Annotated in this window: 14 protein-coding genes; 9 read left to right on the top strand and 5 right to left on the bottom strand. The window is 39.3% G+C overall.

Annotation, left to right across the window (positions count from 1 at the left end; translation table 11 throughout):
- The first annotated feature begins 120 nt into the window (after positions 1–120).
- The 3 genes from ACHB7C_RS03830 (at position 121) to aphA (ending at position 3011) form a co-directional block, all read left to right on the top strand.
- Entirely contained in the window at positions 121–741 is a 621-nt protein-coding gene (locus tag ACHB7C_RS03830; protein WP_042843664.1) for an L-threonylcarbamoyladenylate synthase, read from the top strand.
- A gap of 201 nt (positions 742–942) precedes the next feature.
- Complete coding sequence (gene rluB, locus ACHB7C_RS03825) at positions 943–1860, top strand: 23S rRNA pseudouridine(2605) synthase RluB (protein WP_042843665.1); 918 nt, start codon at positions 943–945, stop codon at positions 1858–1860.
- Positions 1861–2297: 437 nt separating this feature from the next.
- Positions 2298–3011: an acid phosphatase AphA gene (gene aphA, locus ACHB7C_RS03820; protein WP_042843666.1), complete on the top strand. Its 714-nt coding sequence runs from the start codon at positions 2298–2300 to the stop codon at positions 3009–3011.
- A gap of 63 nt (positions 3012–3074) precedes the next feature.
- On the opposite strand, the gene ACHB7C_RS03815 is transcribed toward aphA, so the two are convergent.
- The 3 genes from ACHB7C_RS03815 to ACHB7C_RS03805 all read right to left on the bottom strand — a co-directional run bounded on the left by ACHB7C_RS03815 (position 3075) and on the right by ACHB7C_RS03805 (position 7110).
- Positions 3075–5225 carry a filamentous hemagglutinin N-terminal domain-containing protein gene (locus tag ACHB7C_RS03815; protein ID WP_395346437.1) on the bottom strand — a complete coding sequence of 717 codons (2151 nt, stop codon included), beginning with the start codon at positions 5223–5225 and terminating at the stop codon, positions 3075–3077.
- A 523-nt stretch (positions 5226–5748) separates the two neighbouring features.
- Entirely contained in the window at positions 5749–6339 is a 591-nt protein-coding gene (gene cobO, locus ACHB7C_RS03810) for a cob(I)yrinic acid a,c-diamide adenosyltransferase (protein ID WP_042843668.1), read from the bottom strand.
- Between the two features lie 6 nt (positions 6340–6345).
- Positions 6346–7110, bottom strand: a complete 765-nt coding sequence (locus ACHB7C_RS03805) for a YciK family oxidoreductase (protein WP_042843669.1) — start codon at positions 7108–7110, stop codon at positions 6346–6348.
- A gap of 179 nt (positions 7111–7289) precedes the next feature.
- On the opposite strand from ACHB7C_RS03805, the gene sohB reads away from it, so the two are divergent.
- Entirely contained in the window at positions 7290–8336 is a 1047-nt protein-coding gene (gene sohB / locus ACHB7C_RS03800) for a protease SohB (RefSeq protein ID WP_042843670.1), read from the top strand.
- Between the two features lie 95 nt (positions 8337–8431).
- Here sohB and ACHB7C_RS03795 read toward each other — a convergent pair whose 3' ends face one another.
- On the bottom strand, positions 8432–8689 hold the full coding sequence (locus tag ACHB7C_RS03795) for a DUF2498 family protein (protein WP_042843671.1): 258 nt from the start codon (positions 8687–8689) through the stop codon (positions 8432–8434).
- Between the two features lie 289 nt (positions 8690–8978).
- On the opposite strand from ACHB7C_RS03795, the gene topA reads away from it, so the two are divergent.
- Complete coding sequence (gene topA / locus ACHB7C_RS03790; protein WP_042843673.1) at positions 8979–11585, top strand: type I DNA topoisomerase; 2607 nt, start codon at positions 8979–8981, stop codon at positions 11583–11585.
- Between the two features lie 277 nt (positions 11586–11862).
- Positions 11863–12387, top strand: coding sequence for a superoxide dismutase family protein (gene sodC, locus ACHB7C_RS03785; RefSeq protein WP_042843675.1), 525 nt, complete (start codon positions 11863–11865; stop codon positions 12385–12387).
- Between the two features lie 213 nt (positions 12388–12600).
- Here the strand turns inward: sodC and ACHB7C_RS03780 are convergent, their stop codons facing one another.
- The gene (locus ACHB7C_RS03780; RefSeq protein ID WP_395346433.1) at positions 12601–14634 is read right to left on the bottom strand and encodes a M13 family metallopeptidase; all 2034 of its coding nucleotides are present in this window, start codon (positions 14632–14634) and stop codon (positions 12601–12603) included.
- A 314-nt stretch (positions 14635–14948) separates the two neighbouring features.
- Here ACHB7C_RS03780 and cysB point away from each other — a divergent pair, with 314 nt between their 5' ends.
- The 3 genes from cysB to ACHB7C_RS03765 all read left to right on the top strand — a co-directional run bounded on the left by cysB (position 14949) and on the right by ACHB7C_RS03765 (position 19623).
- Positions 14949–15923 (top strand): HTH-type transcriptional regulator CysB, encoded by a 975-nt coding sequence (gene cysB, locus ACHB7C_RS03775; protein ID WP_042843677.1) that lies wholly within the window; start codon positions 14949–14951, stop codon positions 15921–15923.
- A 298-nt stretch (positions 15924–16221) separates the two neighbouring features.
- A complete protein-coding gene (gene acnA, locus ACHB7C_RS03770) occupies positions 16222–18894 on the top strand; it encodes an aconitate hydratase AcnA (protein WP_198860650.1) in 2673 nt (890 codons plus the stop codon).
- Positions 18895–19179: 285 nt separating this feature from the next.
- Positions 19180–19623 carry a hypothetical protein gene (locus ACHB7C_RS03765; protein ID WP_129465950.1) on the top strand — a complete coding sequence of 148 codons (444 nt, stop codon included), beginning with the start codon at positions 19180–19182 and terminating at the stop codon, positions 19621–19623.
- Positions 19624–19652: the final 29 nt, after the last annotated feature.

The raw sequence follows: 19652 nt of genomic DNA, 5'->3' as shown, positions 1-19652 counted from the left end.
AATAACCAGTATGGATAATGATTTATTTCACATAAATCATTTAATTGAATAAATAGATAGTACCATTTATAGGTATTTTGCCGGGTGATGCTGTCGATACTACGAAAAGTAGAGGTATGTATGAGCCAGTTTTTTTATATCCATCCGGACAACCCTCAGACGCGGTTAATTAGCCAAAGCGTTGAAATCCTAAATAAAGGTGGTGTTGTTGTTTATCCGACAGACTCAGGTTATGCAATAGGTTGTCGTTTAGAAGAAAAAGATGCATTGCAACGCATTTGCCGTATCCGCCAACTCGATACCAATCATAATTTCACACTAATGTGCCGTGACCTTTCTGAATTATCCAATTATGCCCATGTTGATAATACGGTATTTCGTTTAATTAAAAATAATACACCCGGTAATTATACGTTTATTTTACGTGCAACCAAAGAAGTCCCGCGCCGTTTAATGAATGAAAAACGTAAAACAATTGGTTTACGAGTGCCTTCTAATCCTATTGCAAGGGATCTACTTGAAGCGGTGGGAGAGCCGTTGATGTCGACCAGTTTAATCATGCCTGGTGATGATTTTACTCAATCTGATCCTGAGGAAATTAGGGATTTATTGGATAAACAGGTCGATTTAGTGATCCACGGTGGTTACATCGGGCAAAAACCAACAACAGTCATTGATTTTACGGATGACACGCCAGTAGTTGCTCGGGTCGGTACTGGAGACCCATCGCCTTTTGAGTAATGTTTAGCTAATAAAACACTGTGTTTATATAGCTAATTATATGAAAATGTATTGAAAGTGCGATATTCTGATAAGTAATAGGGCTTCAAGATAAACCTGTGTATAATACGCGGGTTTACAAATTCAATACTTTTTGGAGAGGGTAAACATATCACTCCCAAAAGTCATTTGACGCCTGTGAAGGCGACAGTAGAGGGTTACATGAGCGCTAAACCGCAAAAAACTGAAAAATTACAAAAAATCCTTGCCCGTTCTGGGCATGGTTCCCGTCGTGAAATCGAAACGTTCCTGCAGGCAGGTCGTATTAGTGTTGATGGTAAAATTGCAACATTAGGTGATCGAGTAGAAGTTACAGCAGCAACAAAAATCCGTTTAGATGGCCGTTTATTAGCGATTAAAGAGCCTGAGAAAGAGATTTGCCGTGTTATGGCGTATTATAAGCCAGAAGGTGAATTATGTACTCGCCATGATCCTGAAGGCCGTCCTACTGTTTTTAATCGTTTACCGAAGTTAACAGGGGCTAGATGGATTGCCGTTGGCCGTTTGGACGTCAATACGAGTGGGTTATTATTATTTACGACAGATGGTGAATTAGCGAATCGGTTAATGCACCCAAGCCGTGAAGTTGAACGTGAGTACGCGGTACGTGTTTTTGGTGAAATTAACGATGCTAAAATTCGCCAATTAACCACTGGCGTGCAATTAGAAGATGGTCCTGCTTCTTTTAAAACGGTTTCATATCGCGGTGGTGAAGGGATGAACCAATGGTATAACGTGACGTTAACAGAAGGGCGTAACCGTGAAGTTCGACGTCTTTGGGAATCAGTCGGTGTTCAAGTTAGCCGTTTGATCCGTGTTCGTTATGGCGACATTGATTTACCAAAAGGGCTTCCTCGTGGCGGGTGGACAGAGCTTGGTTTACAACAAACCAATTATCTTCGCGAATTGGTTGAACTAGCACCTGAAACAGAAAGTAAGGTTGCTGTTGAACGAGACCAACGCCGAATTAAAGCGAACCAAATTCGTCGTGCGGTGAAACGCCATACACAAGTTACAGCACGCCCTGCAGCTAAGCGTCAATCATCAAGGCCGACAGCGAAGCGTCGTACACGTATCTAATTTCGTAATAATCATTATTTCATTATTAAAGAAAAGCGCTAAGGGATACCGATGCGCTTTTTTATTTGCAAAAATAATTTTGTTAAGTGTGTAGAAGGTTACAGTTAGCACTACTTTAAAGAAATATTAAGTTTTATCACTTATTGAACTAACTTCGTCATAAGACCATCAATTATTAAATTAATGGTCTAGCTCACATTATTATTAAACCCATCAAGAATAGATAACATTTATGAGATATGTGTCTCATTTTAATGTAACTAAAAAACTTAGTATTACCTCTCATGTGAGATGTCCCTCACATAATTTCTGCATTATTTATTGATAGTAATAGAAAAATAAGCAGTTAAACATTTTACTTACACGTTAGCTAGACAGTTTATCCAGATGAATAAAGAATGGTTTTTAAGCGGATAAACCTTGAATAAGGATAAGAAATGAAAAAAATAACACTAACTCTGAGCGCGGTTGCTTTGGCATTAAGTTTTACTGCAACTTCTCAGGCAAAAATACCAATGCCAGAAACAGTCAGCCCTGGTGTGACAGTCGTTGAATTAGCGCAACAGCAGCCTATTCATTGGGTTTCCATTGAGCAAATCAAACAAAGCTTAGAAGGCAAAGCCCCAATGGCGGTTGGTTTTGATATTGATGATACAGTGTTATTTTCGAGCCCTGGTTTTTATCGTGGTAAATTAGAGTTTTCACCAAATGATTTTAGCTATCTAAAAAACCAACAGTTTTGGGAAAAAATGAACAATGAATGGGATAAGTTTAGTATGCCAAAACAGGTGGGTATTGACTTAGTCAAAATGCACTTAGACCGTGGAGATACTGTTTATTTCATTACTGGCCGTACTAAAACAAAAACTGAAACCGTCACTCAATATGTTCAAGAAGGTTTAGCTATTCCTGAAGATAAAATGCAGAAAGTTATTTTTGCAGGTGATGAACCTGGTCAAAATAATAAAGTAAGCTGGATGCATGACCATAAGCTGACTATTTATTATGGTGATGCAGATGCAGATATTGCAGCAGCTCATGAATTAGGTATTCGTGGTATCCGTATTTTAAGAGCGGCAAATTCCTCTTATCAGCCATTGCCGAAAGCAGGGCGTTTTGGTGAGGAAGTGGTGATTAACTCAGAATATTAATTCTGAACGACAATTAATGAAAAAGGAGACGTTTATCATCTCCTTTCTTATAACTTAAGTAAATTAGTTGGTTACAATAGAATCGATAACGACTCGATTACCTGTGATGGTACCTGTTGTGCTATTAGTAACGATAGGGCTTGTGACCTTAGTTGTATTTGAAGAACTCAAAGTACCATATTGATTGTTGACTCGATTTTTTGAATCAATTGTCAGGTTTCTACCTGCATCAATGCTTCCTGAGTAATTTTCTAATGAACCCACATCAAGTTTTTGGTTATTAGCGCCTAAGATCTTCCCATAATTATTGTTAAGTGTTGATTTAAGCTTAACATCAACATCATTACGTGAAGCCGAAATATTATTCACATTTGCAGCAATAGAACCATTAATATTGTAGAGAGTATCCCCTTGAATTTTTACAGTACCATTATTGGTTTGCAGACCACCGTTCTGATCCACCAAGCCAAACTTAGCATTAGCCTGTTTAAAGTCAGCACTATTGTTATTATTCAGATGACTGGTTTCGATGTTTAAATTGTTTTCTGTATGGATTAATCCAGCCTGGTTATCAATATTAAATGCCTTAATGGTTAGATTATTTCCTTTAATATAACCTGAGCGATTATTTAATATATTCGAATTAATAGCCATTTGACCATTATTTGAAACAATAGCGCCAGAGTTATTGATCTGGTTAGCATTGATATTCATTAACCGACCACTGTCTATTTTTGATGATGCATCATTGCTTAATGATACAGATGCATCAATATCCATACGACCATTAACTGTCTTTATCTCGGAGTTAGCTTGAGTCAAAGACATGGTACTGATCTCCGCACGGCGTTGGGCGATGATTTTGCTATCCGCTAAGTTTTCAATTGATGATTGTGAATTGATAACGGCATCTCTACCTGCAGTGATATTGGAGTTTTGATTTACAACACGCACTGCACTGATATTGATATCACGAGCAGAATTGAACCCTTTAGATGGGTCATTAGGGTTACCTTGATTATCTCGATTATAGATAATATTCATGGAATGGATATTCATATCACCTTTTGAGGTATTGAATGAGCCATTATCGTTAATCAAAGTATCAGACGTTGAATTTATATTTTGTAATGCGGTGATTGCTCCTCCATTATTGCTTAATCGCCCCAATGTCGTTAAATTAATATCATTGTTGTAAGATGTGATTTCGCCCTGATCATTATTGATGGTACCCGTACCTGCAACGGTGATATTGACGTTTTTATTACCAACCAGATGGCCGTTATTCGTTACAGCTGTTGCTTTAATGTTTAAATCTTTAGCGGCATTGACCCTTGCGTTAGTATTATTGACGCTACCTGCGCTATCAATCGTGATAGCACCATTATGGGTACCAATATCCCCCGCATTAGCAACACCCACTCCGCTTTCAGTGGCAATCAATGAGATTTTATTTGCATACATGCCACCCATAGCGGAAATATCGATGCCGACGCTAGGTTTAGTACCAATAGCCGTCGTTGAACCAATAACTTCACCAGAGGCATTGACTTGATTATTACCTGCAACAACGTTGAGACGCTGGGCATCAACAATACCATTAATCGCTACGGAACGAGCAATGATATCCGTTGGAGAATTAGCGTTAAAACTGCCGTTAATTGCGATTTTACCTTGTTGTACATTATAGTTAGCAATAGAACCATCACTGGCTAAGTTGACTTTGCCTGTCGTCAGAGTCGCGTGATTGGTATTGATAAAACCACAGTTATTACAGGTGATACCTGAAGCGTTTGCAACGATAACTTGTGCTTTCCCTCCGGCTACTTCAATCATTCCGTTTAGGGTGGTTGCTGTATTAGAATTTACTTCATTTAAAATCACTTTAGCTCTATTACCACCAGCAACATTACCATTACTACCGATTTTGCCACCAAGAATGGTATTAGAGTTTCCTCCATTGTTATTTAAAATAACGCCTTTTTGGTCAACATCAAATTTACTATACACATTATGAGAGACCCCGCCTTGGCTTGGTTTATTAATATAAACAACGGTAGGGCCATTACCTTGATTTAATATACCTGCACCATTCGTTGAGACAATCTCAGCTTGGGCTACTGTTGTTGAACCGACAACCATGGAAACGCATAAAAAGAGTGGCTTAAATTTCAATGTGGGAATATTGAAATTATGGTTTAAAATATTCTGCATATATATCCCTTAAAATAGGTAAGTTTTAATTAAACTAACAATCCTTTCTGGCTGTTTAATTATGCAGGTATATTGATTTTAATAAAATTAATAATATTAACGTGAATATATTGTTTATTGTTTTTCAATAAATAACTAAAACCGCATAAATATAGATGATGATCTATTAACTTCAACCAAAACTCTTAATTTTCAATTTGTTATAATTACTCTATTTCTGTAATGCATGGTATTTTTACTCAGGCAATTATACTTAATCAATTGGAATTGATAGGTTAAATTAAGTCGGCTGCATTAATAATTTTTATATTCTTAACTTATGCTATAAAACATTATTATTTAATGATAAGTCTGAAATGTAATTATTTTAGGGAAAACAACAATGCAAGTTAACAATAAATGAAAAACTTTATAAGTTTATTATTATTTTGCACTCTTATTATGGGGGTCAATAAGGGGTGGCTAGATTGCAGGGGGCATAGCCCAAAAAATGATTGGACTATGACCATTTAAATATTACAAATTACCAGTCAATTCCTTTTTGTGCTTTAATCCCTGCATCAAACGCATGTTTGATAGGCCGCATTTCAGTTACTGTATCAGCCAATTCTAACAAAAAGCGATGACAAGCCCTGCCAGTGATAATAACTGACTGGTTTTCTGGGCGGCTTTGTAGTGCTTGGGTGACTTCATTTAGATCAAGGTAGTGGTAGCTCACCATATAAGTTAGCTCGTCTAGAACCACCAAATCGTATTGTGGGTCACTGAGTAATTGTTTGGCATGTTGCCATGTCTCAAGGCAGGCAAGGGTGTCTGTTTCTTTATTTTGAGTTTCCCATGTAAACCCAGTGGACATCACGTAAAAAGGTACGCCTTGTGGTTCTAATAGCTCGCGTTCGCCATTATCCCAACTACCTTTGATAAATTGTATGACACCCGCTTTTTTACCATGCCCAATTGCGCGGCAAACAGTACCAAAAGCAGCGGTCGTTTTACCTTTACCGTTCCCTGTGAAAATAATTAATATTCCACGTTCAATTTGCGCCGCTTCAATGCGCGCATCCACCTTGTCTTTCAAACGTTGTTGACGTTCTTCGTGTCGGCTTTGAGACATAAATTATTACTCCGCTGCACCAGCCTTACGACCTGGTTGTGCATCATAACTTTCCCCTGTTTTACGGAGGCTATCATCACCCATTAAATAAATATAAATAGGCATAATATCAGCAGGAGTTTTCAGTTTAAGAGGGTTTTCTTCTGGGAAAGCACTTGCACGCATGCTAGTTCTTGTTCCTCCAGGATTAATACAGTTTACACGAAGATTACTTTGTTTATATTCTTCTGCTAAAACTTGCATTAAACCTTCAGTCGCAAATTTTGATACGGCATAAGCACCCCAGCCAGCACGCCCTTGTTTACCAACACTTGAGCTAGTAAAGACTAATGAGGCATTAGGTGCGCGAAGTAGCAGAGGAAGTAATGCTTGGGTTAACATAAAGGTAGCATTGACATTAATTTGCATGACATCATGCCAAAGGTCAGTCGGCTGCTCAGTGATTGGAGCAACCACACCGAGCATCCCTGCGTTATGTAAAACACCATCTAAATAGGGTTTTGTATCAGAAATTTTTGCAGCCAATGCATGGCAGTCATCGATAGTAGCAGTGAGTAAATCTAATACATAGCAAGGGGATTTCTTCCCAGATAAAGCGGCGATTTCGTCGCTAACGGTTTCTAATTTGTGCTGTGTTCTACCAACTAGGATTAAGGATGCACCAAAACGTGCGTAAGTGAGAGCGGCTTCGCGACCAATACCATCACCGGCACCAGTTACGAGTATGGTTTTTCCTTTCAGTAGGTCTTGTCGAGGTTGATATAGGAGCATATTCTTTCCTATCATTATGTTTAACATGTATTCTTATCATCGCATTGATTACGATTATTGGCTAATCTAACACAGATATCTACTAATTATATTGTGTTAATGACTGTTTTTTTCTGGTTGTTTACTGACAATCGTGAGATTATTTTTGTATTGAAGATAAATATCAGAAGGATCAAGTTGTGGAGTATTTCTCTTTGTATGGGTTATTTTTAGCAAAAGTCATAACAATCCTTGTGGCTGTTGTTTTGCTAGCTGTTTTTGTGTTTGGTGTTGGTATGCGCCGTCAAGGTACAAAAGGGGCATTAAAAATCACTGATTTAGGTGAAAGCTATCGTGAACGCCAGCGCCAAATGCAGCAAGTAAAAATGAATGAATCAGAACATAAGGTCTGGCTGAAAGCATTTAAAAAACAGCAGAAAGTTAAATCAAAAAGTGAGAAAACTGGGGCAAAACTGGGGCAAACAGGCGTTAAAAAACCGTGTTTATATGTCTTAGACTTTAAAGGTAGTATGGATGCGAGAGAAGTTTCTTCTTTACGAGAAGAAATCAGTGCAATCCTTGCCGTTGCTGACCAGCAAGATGAAGTTTTGTTAAGGTTAGAAAGCCCTGGTGGGATGGTGCATGGTTATGGTTTAGCTGCCTCGCAATTATTAAGGCTAAAAGAAAAAAATATTTCACTGACCATTGCTGTTGATAAGGTTGCTGCAAGTGGTGGCTATATGATGGCCTGTATTGCTGACAAAATTATTGCTGCACCATTTTCTATCATTGGGTCAATTGGTGTTGTTGCACAAATACCTAATATTCACCGTTTACTCAAAAAACACGATGTAGATGTTGAGTTGCACACTGCAGGTGAATATAAACGAACGCTAACCATGCTTGGTGAAAATACGGAGCAGGGGCGTAAGAAATTTGTGGAAGACTTAAATTCAACTCATGAATTATTTAAGCAGTTTGTACATCAAAATCGACCTACCTTAGACATAGCATCTGTGGCTACTGGTGAGTATTGGTATGGTTCACAAGCCATAGATAAGGGCTTGGTTGATAAAATTGGTGTGAGTGATGATGTCATTATTAACGCTATAGACACCAAAGAAGTGGTGAGTATTCGTTATGTATTAAACAAAAAAATGATGGATAAATTTATGGGGAGTGCGGCAAATAGTGTTGATAAATTGTTACTCCGCTGGTGGCAACGAGGCCAAAAGCCATTATTATAATTTTAACTGTAACCTCGTAAATAAATCATTTTAGTCCTAAAATTAATTACCGGCCTTAATCGCCGGTAATTTTTATTAAATAGCTTAATAGTTAACTAATTGTTATTACTTAGTTGGTATTGTTCAGATAGAACATGAGCTAGGTGTTTGTACATATTAAAAGCAGCCGTACTTTTTAATGTGGGAATATTATTTTCATCTAGAAAAAATTCCCCTTTAAACACAAAAGTACCCCGATGTTGCTCAACAGCGTTGACAAACATGCCATGAATATAGTCATCATGTTTCTTTATGATATCATTAGCTTTTTCAAGTAACTCTTCTTTTGTAATGATTGGTAGATTATCTTGCATAACATGGCTTCCTTGAAAAAATAATTGGTTGCTTCTAGCATTTTATCAGGTAGAGTGTGTGTTTTTCAATGACAGCTAAACACATTTATTTGGTTAAAATCAGTGAACTAGAAGACTTTGTGTTCTTTTAGAATAACGTGACTGAGTTTATAAGTTTTGTTTCAGCACAAATAATTGTTTAAAAAATTATTGATATATTGTGATTGTGTCGCAATATAAAAAAGAGATTCTCATTTTGCGCATTTTAATGTAGAAATGCGCCATTGTTGATATTTAGGTAAAGGTAAATATGGGTAAAGCTCTTGTTATAGTGGAGTCCCCGGCAAAGGCCAAAACGATCAATAAGTATCTTGGCAGTGGCTACGTTGTGAAAAGCAGCGTTGGCCACATTCGTGATCTGCCGAAAAGCGGCTCTGGTTCACAAACCGGCTCACAAAAGAGTACAGGCTCATCTACCGACAAAACAAAGAAAGTTAAAAAAGATCCTCGTGATGCGTTAGTCAAGCGTATGGGGATTGATCCTTACCATGGTTGGGAAGCGAATTATCAAATTCTGCCAGGCAAGGAAAAAGTTGTTTCTGAACTGAAATCACTGGCAGAAGATGCTGATCATATCTACCTAGCAACGGACTTGGACCGTGAAGGGGAAGCTATCGCATGGCATCTGCGTGAGGTGATAGGTGGTGATGAATCTCGTTTTAGTCGAGTTGTGTTTAATGAAATTACAAAGAATGCCATCACACAAGCTTTTGATAGCCCTGGTGAATTAAATATTGATAGGGTTAATGCGCAGCAGGCTCGTCGTTTCATGGACCGTGTTGTGGGTTATATGGTCTCACCACTTTTGTGGAAAAAAGTGGCTCGTGGCTTATCTGCCGGTCGTGTTCAATCAGTCGCAGTGAAACTGATTGTTGAGCGTGAAAGGGAAATTAAAGCGTTTGTTCCTGAAGAATATTGGGAACTACACGCTGATTTAGCGGATAAAGACATTGCAAATTTACGCATGGAAGTTACGTCGCAATCTGGTAAATCGTTCAAGCCTGTTAATAAAGCGCAAACTACAGCGGCGGTAAAATTGCTTGAAAAAGCACGCTTTGAGGTTATTGACCGCGAAGACCGTCCAACCTCGAGTAAACCGAGTGCGCCTTATATTACTTCAACCTTGCAGCAAGCAGCGAGTACGCGCTTAGGCTTTGGGGTGAAGAAAACCATGATGATGGCACAGCGCCTGTATGAAGCTGGTTACATCACCTATATGCGTACCGACTCAACTAACTTGAGTCAAGATGCATTAGATATGGTTCGTGGCTATATTAATGACAACTTTGGCGCGAAATACCTGCCTAAAGATGCCAACGTATATAGCAGCAAAGATAATTCTCAAGAAGCGCACGAAGCTATCCGTCCTTCTAGTGTTGATGTGTTACCTGATTCACTAAAAGATATGGAAAATGACGCCAAAAGATTGTACCAATTAATTTGGAACCAATTTGTTGCATGTCAAATGACGCCTGCGAAATATGACTCTACGACCTTAACAGTGAAAGCGGGAGAGTTTGAACTGAAAGCCAAAGGGCGTACGTTACGTTTTGATGGTTGGACGAAAGTGATGCCTGCGCTGCGCAAAAACGATGAAGATAAAACGTTGCCACCTATCCAAGTAGGCACGGAATTATCATTAATCGAATTATTGCCTAGCCAGCACTTCACCAAGCCACCAGCGCGTTTTAGTGAGGCATCATTAGTTAAAGAATTAGAAAAACGGGGAATTGGTCGTCCTTCTACCTATGCAGCCATAATCTCGACTATTCAAGATAGGGGTTATGTTAAAGTAGAAAATCGCCGTTTTTACGCGGAAAAAATGGGTGAAATTGTTACTGATCGTTTAGAAGAAAACTTCAACGATTTGATGAACTACGATTTTACCGCACGTATGGAAAATCAGCTCGACCATGTTGCTAATCATGAGGCGGAATGGAAAGCGGTTCTCGATGAGTTTTTCTCTGACTTTAGTACGCAACTCGATGTTGCTGAAAAAGATCCAGAAGAAGGGGGAATGCGCACTAATCCGATGGTTATTACATCAATAACCTGTCCTGATTGTGAGCGGCATATGGGCATCCGCACAGCGTCAACAGGGGTATTCCTTGGTTGTAGCGGTTATGCATTACCACCGAAAGAGCGTTGTAAGAAAACGATCAATTTAATCCCTGAAGATGAAGTTCTTAACGTGCTTGAAGGGGATGATGCGGAAACTAACGCGCTAAGAGCTAAGCGTCGTTGCCCGAAATGTGGCACTGCGATGGATAGCTATTTGATTGATAACCAGCGTAAATTACATGTGTGCGGTAATAACCCTGCGTGTGAAGGTTATGAAATCGAAGAAGGTGAGTTCCGTATTAAAGGCTATGATGGCCCAGTTATTGAGTGTGACAAATGTGGTTCTGAAATGCACCTGAAAATGGGGCGTTTTGGTAAATACATGGGCTGCACCAATGAAGAGTGTAAAAACACACGTAAAATTTTAAGAAGTGGTGAAGTTGCACCGCCGAAAGAAGATCCAGTGCCACTACCGGAATTGCCGTGTGAAAAATCAGATGCTTACTTTGTATTGCGTGATGGCGCAGCTGGGGTATTCCTTGCCGCGAATACTTTCCCTAAATCTAGGGAAACTCGTGCGCCTCTAGTGGCTGAGCTACAACGCTTTAAAGACCGTCTGCCTGAAAAATTAGCCTATTTAGCAGAAGCGCCTGCTGAAGATGGTGAAGGTAATCCAACTGTTGTGCGTTTTAGTCGTAAGACTAAACAGCAGTATGTTTCTTCCGAAAAGAACGGAAAAGCAACGGGTTGGAGTGCTTTTTATGTTGATGGTAAATGGGTCGTCAAAGAAAAGTAACAGGTTACTTTTACGTTAAAAAATCAAAGCCAGTCAGAAATGACTGGCTTTGTTATTTAGAGGTGAATACCGATCTTTGGCCTTATTGAATGGCACTATTGTGATATAACCACCAATTATTAACTAAACTCAAATACAGCACCAAAGCGATAACAGATTTGTGCTAACTTAGATATTGTCATTAATAATGATGATTAAAACAGTACAATTCTTATCTTATGAATGTATTAAGGTAAGTCGATGGAATGATAGATAAACGTTATCCACCGGAGGCAAAATGAAGTTAAAAATGTGTTTACTGGCTGCATTATTTACTGCGGGCACTGCGTATGCGGCTCAATCTACCGTAGTATTAAAAGAGGCAACGCCGACTGGCGATGGTAAAGCAATAGGTGAGGTTGTTATCACAGAAACAGAATACGGATTACTGTTTACTCCTAAATTAGCTGGCTTGCAAGCGGGAGTTCATGGCTTCCACGTCCATGAAAACCCAAGTTGTGAACCCGCAGACAAAGATGGCAAATCTGTCCCTGCATTAAAAGCTGGTGGTCATCTAGACCCTGCAAAAACCGGGGTTCATAAAGGCCCATACGATAATAGCGGCCACTTAGGTGACTTACCCGGTTTAGTTGCTGATAGCCAAGGCAATGCAAACTATGCGGTATTAGCACCACGCTTAAAATCACTGAAAGATGTCCAAGAAAGAGCTCTCATGGTGCATGTTGGTGGTGATAACTATTCTGACAACCCTGAAGCTTTAGGTGGCGGCGGGGCGAGGATGGCTTGCGGCGTTATTAAATAATATTCGTTATATTTCGAGCTGTGGCGTTGTTGGCTACGGTTGTTAACCCTAATCACATACTTTTTGTTATGCTCTTAGGGCTTACAGCATTTGCTCGCTAGTCACAACTCGAATTATTTAGCGTATTTTAGTGAAAAGATAGAACCTTGTTTTCGGTTTCGATGAAGGTTAGAAAAATAAGGCTCGGGTAGTATCCCGAACCTTATTTTTGTATTACCAAATACGAATACGTTGTTCTGGCGCTAAATACAGCGCACTATCTTTATCAACACCGAAAGTTTGGTACCAATCATCAATATTTCGTACCACGCCATTTGCACGGAACTGGTTAGGGCTATGTGGGTCGGTCATAATTTTGTTACGTTCAGACTCTTTATTTGACAGTTCTTGCCATGTACGCGCCCAAGCAATAAAGAAACGTTGTAACCCTGTTGTTCCATCAATAATAGGGGCTTCTCCATTCGGGTAATTTTCTTTAACGAATTGTTTATAAGCACTTAAGGCAATATTGAGCCCGCCAAGGTCGCCAATATTTTCGCCTAATGTGAGTTGCCCATTAACATTTAAATCGTCAACAGCAAAACCATTATATTGTTCAACAAGCTTCTCAGTTTTTTGTTTAAAATGCTCTTTTGCGCTATCGCTCCACCAATTGCGTAACTGGCCAGTACCATCATATAATCTGCCTTGGTCATCAAAGCCATGGCCCATCTCATGACCAATAACTGCCCCGATGGCACCATAGTTATAAGCAGGGTCAACATTTGGGTCAAAGAATGGCGCTTGTAAAATTGCAGCAGGGAACACTATCTCATTTTGTACAGGGTTAAAATAGGCATTAACCGTTTGCGGTGTCATGCCCCATTCCCATTTACGCACTGGTTGGCCAATTTTGCTGATCATGTCATCGTATGACCATGCTAGAACCTGTTTGTAATTATCTAAGAGGGTATTTGGGTTTAAGTTGATTGTACTAAAGTCATTCCATTGGTCAGGGTAGCCGACTTTTACTGTGAATTGTTCTAGTTTTTTTAATGCTTCTTGGCGAGTGGTGTCATCCATCCAGTCATTATCCTTCAGGCGCTCATTAAATGTTCCCCTGACATAACTGACGAGATCTTTAATTTTTTCTTTGGATTGTGGATCAAAGTATTTTTCGACATAAATTTGACCCAATGGCTCACCTTGTAGGGAATTAACTGTTTGTAGTGCGCGTTCTTGGCGAGTTCTTTGTTTCTCTACGCCATTGAGTTTTTTTGAGTAAAAATCAAACTGGGCATCAGCAACGGTTTTATTTAAATAGCGAGCATGCTCACTAATATATTGAAAAGTTAAATAGTCTTTTAATGTTGAAATAGGCGTATCTGCGAAAATTTTTGCTGTTTGTTCAACAGCGCTGTTTGTTTCCACAATGACTTTTTCAAGTTGTTTATCCGTTAATTTTCTACTGCTAATAAATGCATCCCAATCAAAACCTTGGGTATATTTTTTCATTTCATCAAGGGACATCGCATGGTAATTTTTTAGAGTATCACGGCGTGCCTCAGGGCTCCAATGAACGGTGGCAAGAGACTTTTCTAAGTCAAAAATCTTCTGTGCTTTTTGCTCAACACCTGTTTCACCTGCTAACTTCAACATTGTCCCGATATAAGCAATATAACTTTGGCGAATATCTTTCATTTGAGGAGTATCTTCAAGGTAATAATTTCGATTAGGCAACCCTAACCCGCCTTGACCAAGATATAACACGTAAGTATCAGGAGCCTTTGCATCTAAATCGACCCAATAGGAAATCAGTGATTTATAGTCAGGCTGAGTCATTAACGCACTTATTTCATTATGATCTTTAGCTTTTTTGATGGCGTCTAAGTCATGTTGTATTGGGCTGAGACCTGATTTTTCGATGGCTTCCTCATTAAGGTAGCTGAGATATAAATTACGAATATTACGTTGATTATGACTCAATGAGTTTTCTGGTATTTTTTGTAACTCATCAATAATAGATTGGGTCTGTTTTTCGGTGTTCAAATACAAGTCAACAAAAGAGTTTATACGTGGCATACCTGTTGGAATTTTGGCTTTGCTTATCCAATCCTCATTTACATAGCGGTAAAAGTCATTCCCTGGGTTGATTGAATCAGATAGGACAATCTTTTGTTGCCCATAAGAGACTTCTTTTGCCAGCAAATGGGGGGCAAAAGAAATAGTAGACATACCAATAATTAAAGCCAAAATATTTATACGCATGTAGCAACCTCTCTTCGTTGAGAATATTGATTTTCACTATTACTCATTAATATTGGTAATGCAGTGGAAATCTTTCCAGTTTGATTTTATCTATTGAATCACATTATGAAATTAAATTAACCCGTCTTTGCAATTTCTTACGACCCTAATGATAGAAGTAAGGTATAGATGAAATTTTATCATCATACTGTTTATTCTTGTTTGAATAATGTTATATTAGTTATATCAAATTGGTTATATATATCTTTTGGTTATAACTAATATTATTTAGCTATAGTGAAAGCCACATAATTAAGCAAGAGGTAGACTGAAATATGAAATTGCAGCAATTACGTTATATTGTTGAGGTCGTTAACCATGACTTAAATGTCTCCTCGACTGCGGAGGGGCTTTTTACTTCACAGCCAGGGATCAGTAAGCAAGTAAGGATGCTTGAAGATGAGTTAGGGATTCAAATTTTTGCCCGCAGTGGTAAACACTTAACTCACGTAACCCCAGCAGGGGAAGAAGTTATACGTATTTCTCGTGAGGTATTGTCTAAGATAGAGGCAATCCGGTCGGTGGCAGGGGAACATACCTATCCTGATAGAGGGAGTTTGAGTATTGCAACCACACATACTCAAGCACGTTATGCATTACCGCCGGTAATCAAAGGTTTTATAGAGCGTTATCCCCATGTTTCTTTGCATATGCAACAAGGCTCACCGACACAAATTGCAGAGGAAGTTTGTAAGGGGAATAGTGATTTTGCTATCGCGACGGAAGCATTGCATTTGTATAGTGACTTAATAATGTTGCCGTGTTACCACTGGAACCGTTGTGTTGTGGTACAAAAAGACCATCCATTAGCCGCGAAAAAAAATGTCACTATTGAGGATATAGCCCAATACCAAATTGTGACTTACACCCATGGCTTTACAGGGCGTTCAGAGCTCGATGTTGCATTTCAAAAAGTCGGCATAGAACCAAAAATTATTTTTACTGCTACGGATGCAGACGTTATTAAAACTTATGTAAGGTTAGGTCTAGGGATCGGAATTATTGCCAGTATGGCTGTTGACCCAATTAGTGACAGTGATTTAGTTGTTATTGATATGCGCGATAAATTTAGCTATAGCACAACAAAAATTGGTTTTAAACGAACCACATTTCTTCGTAGCTATATGTATGATTTTATTTGGCGTTTTGCACCTCACTTAACGCGTGATGTCGTCGATAAAGCAGTCGCATTAAGGCATAATGAGGATATCGAAGAATTCTTTAAAGATATGAAGTTGCCGATTATTTAATTCTTTGTTGTAGCTAGGGCGATGGTTACTAATAGCGCTATCTACCTAGCTACAATTTGCTATTCAAGAAGGCTAGTCACTTTATTTTACCTACGCAACTGTTCACTGACCACATATTTTCAATGTATCAATTTCCCTTCTTAACTTAAATTTCCTATGATAAATAGATAGGAATTCAAAATTTGGCACAAAATCTATAAATCAAATTTCTAAAGCAACTATGATTACAATTGGTTAACAAAAAATAAGGGCGGTAGCTAATACCTATCGTTATAGTTATAAAAACCAAGGAGGAGTTATGTCGTTGAGCCTAAAATCAGACAGTGCTTCCATGCTCACTGTTGGAAACAAGCAGTATCATTACTTCAGCTTAGCACGTGCTGCTAAAAAACTTGGTGACGGTTCTAAGTTACCTAAATCTTTAAAAGTCCTACTTGAGAATCTACTGCGTCATATTGATGGAACCTCGGTGGTAGAACAAGACTTACAAGCGATTATTGATTGGCAAAAAAAGGGGCACGCAGACAGGGAAATTGCTTACCGACCTGCTCGTGTACTCATGCAAGACTTTACGGGTGTTCCCGCAGTTGTTGACCTTGCGGCGATGCGTGAAGCCGTTAAGTCTCTTGGGGGGAATGTTGAACAAGTAAATCCATTATCTCCGGTAGATTTAGTCATTGACCACTCTGTTATGGTGGATGAATTTGCCACACAATCTGCATTTGGTGAAAACGTCGAAATTGAAATGAAACGTAATCATGAACGTTATCTATTTTTGCGTTGGGGCCAAAAGGCTTTTAATCGATTCCGAGTGGTTCCACCAGGTACGGGGATCTGCCACCAAGTTAACTTAGAATATTTAGGTAAAGCGGTTTGGTACGAACAAATTGACGGTCAGTTATACGCTTATCCTGATACCTTAGTAGGAACTGACTCCCATACTACGATGATCAACGGGCTAGGTGTACTTGGCTGGGGTGTGGGTGGGATTGAAGCAGAAGCTGCTATGTTAGGTCAGCCAGTTTCGATGCTGATCCCTGATGTCGTGGGCTTTAAATTAACAGGGAAATTATCCGAAGGGATCACCGCGACAGACCTAGTGCTGACGGTAACACAAATGCTACGTAAACATGGTGTTGTCGGTAAATTTGTTGAATTTTATGGTGATGGGTTAGCCGATTTGCCGTTAGCGGATAGAGCGACCATTGCGAATATGTCACCGGAGTACGGGGCAACATGTGGTTTTTTCCCTATTGATGACATTACATTGTCATATATGCGGTTAACCGGCCGTAGCGATGATGAAGTCGCGCTGGTGGAAGCATATAGTAAAGAGCAAGGCTTATGGCGTCACGTTGGTGATGAACCAATTTTCACCAGTACGCTAGAACTTGATATGTCGACAGTTGAATCTAGCCTTGCTGGGCCTAAACGTCCACAAGACAGAGTTGAGCTAAGCCAAGTCCCTAAAGCTTTTCGCGGTGCAGTTGAATTAGAAGTTAATAAGAAAGAAAAAAATGCACAACCGACAGTGAAATATCAAAATAAAACTTTTGAACTCACAGATGGGGCGGTTGTGATTGCCGCAATCACATCATGTACTAATACATCTAATCCAAGCGTATTAATGGCCGCAGGGTTACTAGCGAAAAAAGCGGTTGAAAAAGGGTTAATGCGCCAGCCTTGGGTGAAAACCTCATTAGCACCAGGTTCTAAAGTTGTTACTGACTATCTGGCCGTCGCGGGCTTAACCCCTTATCTTGATAAATTAGGTTTTAACCTTGTCGGTTATGGTTGTACGACTTGTATTGGTAATTCAGGGCCATTACCAGAACCGATAGAAGATGCGATTAAGCAAACAGACTTAACTGTTGGGGCGGTGCTGTCAGGTAACCGTAACTTTGAGGGGCGTATTCATCCATTAGTGAAAACTAACTGGCTAGCATCACCGCCTTTGGTAGTCGCGTATGCATTAGCGGGGAATATGAATATTAACTTGAAGAATGAGCCACTAGGTGTAGATAAGCAGGGCAATGATGTCTATCTGAAAGATATTTGGCCTTCTAGTGTCGAAATTGCTCAGGCAGTGCAGCAAGTTAAAACGGATATGTTCCGTAAAGAATACAATGCGGTATTTGACGGTGATGAGGCTTGGCGTGCATTAGAAGTTGCAAGTTCATCAACCTACCATTGGCAGGCGGATTCAACCTATATTCGCCATCCGCCCTTTTTTGAAGGGATGTCAGTTCAACCCGCACCAATCAAAGATATTCATGGTGCAAATATTTTAGCTATCCTTGGCGATTCAGTTACAACAGATCATATTTCACCTGCGGGTAACATCAAAAAAGAGAGCCCTGCAGGACGTTATTTGCAAGAGCATGGTGTTGCGGTTGCGGATTTTAACTCTTACGGGTCACGTCGTGGTAACCATGAGGTGATGATGAGAGGGACATTTGCAAACATTCGTATTCGTAATGAAATGGTGCCAGGGGTTGAGGGTGGCTACACATTGCATATCCCAACAGGGCAGCAAATGGCGATTTATGATGCAGCGATGTTATATCAACAAGACAAACGTCCATTGGCTATCATTGCGGGTAAAGAGTATGGTTCGGGTTCTAGCCGTGACTGGGCAGCTAAAGGGACCAATTTGTTAGGTGTTAGGGTTGTGATTGCTGAGTCGTATGAGCGTATTCATCGCTCTAACTTAATTGGAATGGGGGTTGTTCCTTTAGAGTTTAAAGATGGCGAGTCCCGTAAAACACTAGGGTTAAAAGGTGATGAGTGTATTGATGTTAATGGTCTACAGTCACTTGTGCCAGGGCAAGACATTGTCGTTAAAATTACTTACGGCAATGGTGAGGTAAAGGACGTTACCATGCGCTGTCGTATTGATACCTCGACAGAAATGGATTATTACCGTCATGGCGGTATTTTACATTATGTAATAAGACAAATGTTACACTAACTTTTACTGCAATAACGTCTGCATGGTTCGCCCAGCAGACGTTTTTTTTTAAATATATTATCTTGTTTATTAATCTTGTTCTTTCTCAATTTTTTCGTTTCGATTCTGGGCTATGGTAATAAATAGATGACCAATTAAAGGGGAACACGATTATCATTATTGCTTAAGAATAGGGTGTAGTTCGCTATAAATCAGTTTCTTTGTTGAAAATAATATAAATGTAATCGCTTCTGCATCAACCATACAGTGATTGAACTTATCGAAAACACTATAAAGGAAATAAATATGGCAGATATCAATGAAACCGATTTCTATAAAGGGGCATTGTGGGCAGCAGACATTTTATTGACGACTTCTCATTTTGATGGGGCAAATGAAGAGGTTCGTGACATTTTAGAGCATATCCCTAATTTATATTCTATCGTTATGAGAACACCAGAAACGGAAGTGCATGACTTACGTTTGTACGCGGATAAAGAATTTCCACTCGGTTTAAATGCAGATTATACCGCTATCACCATTGCTCCATTAAAAGATTATTTTGATATTTTACCAATGCCTGATCAAGACCCTAAGAGTATTACCTTTGAGGTCGAGTATTGGGGAGTAGTCGCAGAAACGTCCTCAGGGAAACCGGATTTATTGATTGCGGGCTTGTTAACACCAGAAGAAGCGCAGAGATATGCACAAGGGTTATCGAAACAGCTAGAGTTACAGCTTGAAAAATAATCGATTGAAAGTGTTTTGGGCTTTTTCTG

It is taken from the genome of Providencia sp. 2024EL-00732 (genome assembly GCF_044006275.1).
Classification (GTDB): domain Bacteria; phylum Pseudomonadota; class Gammaproteobacteria; order Enterobacterales; family Enterobacteriaceae; genus Providencia; species Providencia huashanensis.
This window is presented reverse-complemented; position numbering and strand designations above follow the sequence as displayed.